Origin of the sequence: Lederbergia graminis, from assembly GCF_042655485.1 — a bacterium.
In the GTDB taxonomy this organism is placed as follows: domain Bacteria; phylum Bacillota; class Bacilli; order Bacillales; family Bacillaceae_C; genus Lederbergia; species Lederbergia graminis.
On the sequence record NZ_JBHSMC010000040.1, the window covers coordinates 1 to 5,545 of the forward strand.

The window sequence follows — 5,545 nt, forward strand, 5'->3', positions numbered from 1 at the left end:
TGATTCATCTTAGAACCAGATCCTCGTTTTTTATTCTAATCCGAAAAGTCAAATGGAAAAATTATCTATTCATTCAATTTATTTCAATCTATGCAACGCTAGTGGTGGGTGCCAGGCACCCACACAATTCAGAATAGTTCCGGTGCCTGGCACTAAATTTTCAACGGTGTTCTCTTTGTTAGGAGACGGATGATGATCATCGTTAGTAGAATGGCAGCGAAAACCGTTGGTAGTGCCAGTTTTTCTGGAACTACTTCAAATACGGAGAAGTTTTTGAACAGCGGTAAATCTAGTGTTATTCGAATCATCGTATCTTTTATCGCGATAAAAACAATTCCAACAGCGATCAAGAGGAGACCGCCAATGACTCCTTGGCGCTGGAATGCTGCTGCAATCATCCAACCAATGATATAGAAAACGAAAATATGCAAACTAAATAAAGCAAGTGAGAGTACTAGATTAGATGACGGATCAATAAACGGTGTTACGATAAACGATTGTACTATCTCACTGATAATATTCCCGTCCCTGTCTATGTCGACTTTATCTAAAGTTCTTTCTCTCAGCTCAATCGATGTGAAGCTACCGATTATTAGCTTTTGTACTAGGCTAATGATATAGATTCCGATTGGTATGAAGATGGATAAACCAATACTAGCAATCACATTTCCATAAAAATAGTTTTTTCTAGTGATTCCAAGCCCTACATAGTGGGGAAGGAAGTTTATAGAGATGATTCCGATAACGAACATAAAGATATTACTGGCGATATATCCAGCACTGTAGTAGGAATCTACCTCTATACCAAATACCATTTTTACAATATTAATCAATAGGAAAATCCCAAATCCCATAAGTGTCCACGTCATCTGTATAATGAGTAATTCTAAGCCAACCGATGGAGAACCTAGTGGTTTTTTCATGTTAATTTCCCTCCTCCGTAAGATGAATAAATAAGTTATGGAGTGACACTGGAGCAAAATCGAGACCTAATTCTTTGGCAAATGCTCTATCTGTAGCACTCAATTCCCCAAAAACAGTAATGGATCGTGTGTCACCTAATTGCTCTTCATGAATGACATTTTTCCCTAACGCAAATTCGTTTACTTTTTGCTTACTTCCAACAACCGTTGCTCCATAAGACACAAGGCGTTCATTTGGTTCATGAAGAAGGATTTTTCCATCTTTAATGATGATGACTTCATCAAATAAATACTCCATTTCTGACACAAGATGGGTAGATAAGATGATGATTCGTGGATGTAGTTCTTGATCCTGTAACAGTTCTTTATAAAACAAATCACGTGCTGGTGCGTCCATGCCAAGATATACTTCGTCAAATATCGTGATTGGTGATCGACTTGCTAATCCGATCACGACATTAAAGGCAGATTGTTTACCTTTAGAAAGTTTCGAGACTGCTTTTTTACCCTCAAGCTTAAATTTCTTTAACAAACTATGCGCATATTCTACATCGAAATTTGGACGATAACGATCCATATATTTTACTATCGTAGAAGGTGAGTCCGTTTCCCCTGTATAATCCTTGTCATACATAAAAGTAACGTTTTGCATTATCCGAGCATTTTCAAATGGTTGTTCGCCGTCGATTAAGATTTTCCCAGAAGTTGGTTCGCGAAATGAGCCAAGAAGGGAAAGTAGAGTTGTTTTACCCGTACCATTGCGACCGAGTAATCCGTAAATTTTTGGTTCTGTCATTTCAAAATTTATATCACGTAAAATCTCATCATTTCCAAATGAAAAATGAAGATTCGTTGCTTGTATATTCATTGTTTTTCACGACCTTTCACATCTTTGATATAGTTAAAAATTTCTTCTATCGTAATTTCAAGCTTTTCGGCTTCTTGGACAAGCGAGACTATATTGTCTTCAATAAAAGCTTGGCGACGCATTTTGAGTATTTTATCTCGAGCACCTTTAGCTACAAACATCCCGATACCTCTTTTCTTATACAGAATTTCTTCCTCCACGAGCTGATTGATCCCTTTGGAAACAGTAGCATGATTGATCTTATAGTAATTTACCAGTTGATTTGTCGAGGGAGCCTGTTCGTCCTCATTCAACTGTTTATTAATAATCAAGTCTTCAATTAACTCACGAACTTGAATATAAATCGGCTTATCTGAATTAAAAACATTACTCATTCACGGCCCTCCTTTGTGGGTGTTACGGTATTATAGTGTTACGGTTATATACTTATGTGTATAACCATAACAGTATACCTTTTTAGTGTCAATAGGTACCTTAAATAATTTTGAGTGGAATGGGGTGGGGAGAGGGAGAGGGGCTGCATAGGTGTTCTGCTTGGGTGCCAGGCACCAACAAGGCACCCGCACAATTCATAAACAAAAAAAGAAGTAATTTCCCATTCTCATGTTCGAGATATAGGAAATTACTTCGGTGCCTGGCACCAACACAACTTAGAAACAATTCAGAATAGAGTGGGTGCCTGGCACTAGATTGCTTTTCTTCTATATAGTACTTGTATTAGGATTCCTGCTATTAGCAGAGCGGTTCCTATTGCAAGTAGGTTATAGAAGGCGGTAGCTGTGTTTGGTAGTTTGTCGTCTGTTTCAGGTTTTTTAGAATCGTCTTCTTCCGGCTCATTTGGTTCACCCGGCTCGTTCGGTTCGCCTGGCTCATTTGGTTCACCCGGCTCATTTGGTTCACCCGGCTCGTTCGGTTCGCCTGGCTCATTTGGTTCACCCGGCTCGTTCGGTTCACCAGGCTCATTCGGTTCACCCGGCTCGTTCGGTTCGCCTGGCTCGTTCGGTTCCCCTGGCTCGTTTGGTTCCCCAGGCTCATTTGGTTCCCCAGGCTCATTTGGCTCACCCGGCTCGTTCGGTTCGCCTGGCTCATTTGGTTCTCCAGGTTCGTTTGGTTCCCCAGGCTCGTCGAGTTTTACATTTTTTAAGACAAGGGCATCAATCCAACCATAGATTCCTTCACTTGGTGGAGCAATAATGGATATAACGTCACCATCTTTTAATGGGACAACAGTGTCCTTTAAATAATGCATCGTCACATTATTCATACCGAATCCATTGGACATGCGGATAATCGTACCTAGTGGTTCACCGTTTAATTCTAACTCATAGACGGATCTTACTCCGGCAGATAGGATGCCAATTTCGTATTCGCCATTATCAAATAGTTCAAGGTCACTAACAGGAATATCAATTCTCTCATATGACATTAAATCGGCAGCTGGTTCATTTAATGGAGGACGTAAGCGATAATAATCTTCGCCTTCATAGAAAAGTAATCCATTTAAATCTGTTTTTAAATCTAATTTAGCTGGTTCTGGTGAATATTCTGCTACTGCTTTTTTCGCCTCTTGCTGTAATGCAGCTAATTCTTCGTCGGTGATAGTAGGGGGTCTAAACGTATTTTCGGAAATGTCCTTTTTTAGTAATGCTTCGTACCAAACAGCAGCTAGAAGGTATCTACCATGCACAAAGCTAGCGTGGAATCCATCCCGGAACAGGCTTTTTCCACCTTTGTCTGGGTCAAATAGTTCGTGTGCTCGTGCCTTTTGCATCGCCAGTCCACTTGGGATAACGTTTACATCGCCGAGCTGTTGAGCTGCTAATTTGTAAGCTTCCGATACGTGGTTCCACATAACATCTGGGTCTCTCTCAAAGCGAATAAAACCGAAGTGGTCACTTCCGCGTTCATATGCCCATGTTTGGTGTATGAGCATTTCTGCTTCAGGAACTCTCTCTTTTATATAATCTGCTAGATTGTTTAAATATGGGTAATACGTAGAAGGAATCCCACTGAAGTGACTTGCTTGCTGTAAGGAAACATAGTCCCAATCATCACTTTCAAGTACACTTTCAATTGTTACTCCATTCGTATCCATTCTTCCATTTTGATATTCGAAATAAGAATATACTGCTTTATTTTGTGAGGCATTCTCCCAATGGGCACTCAATTCTGAACCACCAATGTACAAAATACCAACTTTAATATTTTGTCCATCAGCTCTCGCCATCGATTCTAAATAGGAGAGTGCATCCTCAGAAAAGCTATTTCCAATTGCTAGTAGTTTAAGTTCCGCTTCGGGTTCTTCATCCGTGTTCCCATCTTCTCCATCTCCGGGAACGTTTACATCGCCAGTTGGAACATAGATTCTAAAGTGAGAGGCAACTTCCTCCCAACTGTCTCTTATATCTAAAAATGCTCCTTCGAAAGCAACGTTAAAAGCACGGTACTGAAAATCACCCCACCATTCTTCATCTACCACTACTTCTGTCTTTGTTACATTACCTGGTCGAGTATGTCCTGGTTGCGGCTCTAGTTCTACCCATCCTTCAGGTCGATACTGATAACCTGGATCAATTTCAATAATTGTACCAACGGGAAGATCTTCTCTAGTAAACATCTTAGAAGCAATGAAAAACTTATGATTCGTCGCGTTACTTATCTCTGGTGTAGACATCTGTGTCCCTATTACAGGATCGGGGGAATTCCAATAAGCGTTTGGTGTTGGGTCCCAATCTAATTGGATATACCCCTCACGCTCGTTTGCAGCCGCCATATCTACTGATGTGAATAGTCCTACAATCAGTAGCACAGCAAGACTAGCAACTAAAGAAATTACTAACCTTGACTTTTTACCCATCCATTTTCCTCCTTTTTCTTTCTTTCTATAAAATAGAATGTAAGCACTTACATATATAATGGTATAATCGGAATCTAGCAAACACAATGAACGCAAAGTACTATATTTACAAATCTTTCCATTAGGTAAATTTTGCTAGAAAAGAAGAGAGTGGTAGTTCTATAGAAACGGGATGGGTGTGAAAATTGGACTGGTGGGAGCTTGTATTGGTGCATATGAGCGAGTGTCATTGTACGGGTGCCAGGCACCAAGATCGACTGTACGAGTGCCAGGCACCCGCACAATTCAGAATAGATCCGGTGCCAGGCACCCGTACAATTCAGAATAGTTTGGATGCCAGACATACGAGTAATGGGTATTTATAGGTGCAGTCGAAGTTATATTTAAAAGAAGGAACGTTTGTTCTTTTTGTGGTGTGAATGATATTAATATTATGATAATATTGTAATAGCAACTGCATATTTGTTAGGGTGGTTGATTGTCACTCTTCTTTCCTTAAAGGGAAAGGAGGTGATAATCATGGAAACATTTCTTGAATTTCTCCGCGAAGTTGTGAAAGGAATAGTGCGTGAATCAAGTGCATATTTCTTTCGCAAGAATATTCTAGAGAACAAGAAAACCACCCTACGCCGTCACAAGCAAAAGGGTGGTTTTCATCGGAATAACTAAAAATTGACAACCACCACCCTGACGGTAGAGGTTGCAGGAAGAAGCGCTCCAACGCTTCTTCTTTTTATTATATTCTTATTATACATGGAATAAACCATAAATTAAAGTGTCTTAATAGTACGAGTGCCCACTAGCGTTGCACAGCAGTAAAAAAATGTAAAATGAACAAAAATATTGATAAAAATTGAAAAAGCTCCTATTGTAGTGTAGGTAACGATGACTAAATCA

At 39.8% G+C, this 5,545-nt stretch carries 5 protein-coding genes; 1 reads left to right on the forward strand and 4 read right to left on the reverse strand.

Annotation, left to right across the window (positions count from 1 at the left end):
- Positions 1-152: 152 nt before the first annotated feature.
- The 4 genes from ACFPM4_RS19155 to ACFPM4_RS19170 all read right to left on the reverse strand — a co-directional run bounded on the left by ACFPM4_RS19155 (position 153) and on the right by ACFPM4_RS19170 (position 4,648).
- Positions 153-923: a hypothetical protein gene (locus ACFPM4_RS19155; protein WP_382355392.1), complete on the reverse strand. Its 771-nt coding sequence runs from the start codon at positions 921-923 to the stop codon at positions 153-155.
- A gap of 1 nt (position 924) precedes the next feature.
- Positions 925-1,791, reverse strand: a complete 867-nt coding sequence (locus ACFPM4_RS19160) for an ATP-binding cassette domain-containing protein (RefSeq protein ID WP_382355395.1) — start codon at positions 1,789-1,791, stop codon at positions 925-927.
- Positions 1,788-2,165 carry a GntR family transcriptional regulator gene (locus ACFPM4_RS19165; RefSeq protein ID WP_144927669.1) on the reverse strand — a complete coding sequence of 126 codons (378 nt, stop codon included), beginning with the start codon at positions 2,163-2,165 and terminating at the stop codon, positions 1,788-1,790. Before ACFPM4_RS19165 ends, ACFPM4_RS19160 begins: the two co-directional genes overlap by 4 nt.
- Before the next feature lie 311 nt (positions 2,166-2,476).
- Complete coding sequence (locus ACFPM4_RS19170; RefSeq protein WP_382355398.1) at positions 2,477-4,648, reverse strand: DUF4886 domain-containing protein; 2,172 nt, start codon at positions 4,646-4,648, stop codon at positions 2,477-2,479.
- A 519-nt stretch (positions 4,649-5,167) separates the two neighbouring features.
- Between ACFPM4_RS19170 and ACFPM4_RS19175 the strand changes: the two genes are divergently transcribed.
- Positions 5,168-5,317, forward strand: a complete 150-nt coding sequence (locus ACFPM4_RS19175) for a hypothetical protein (RefSeq protein ID WP_186324858.1) — start codon at positions 5,168-5,170, stop codon at positions 5,315-5,317.
- Positions 5,318-5,545: the final 228 nt, after the last annotated feature.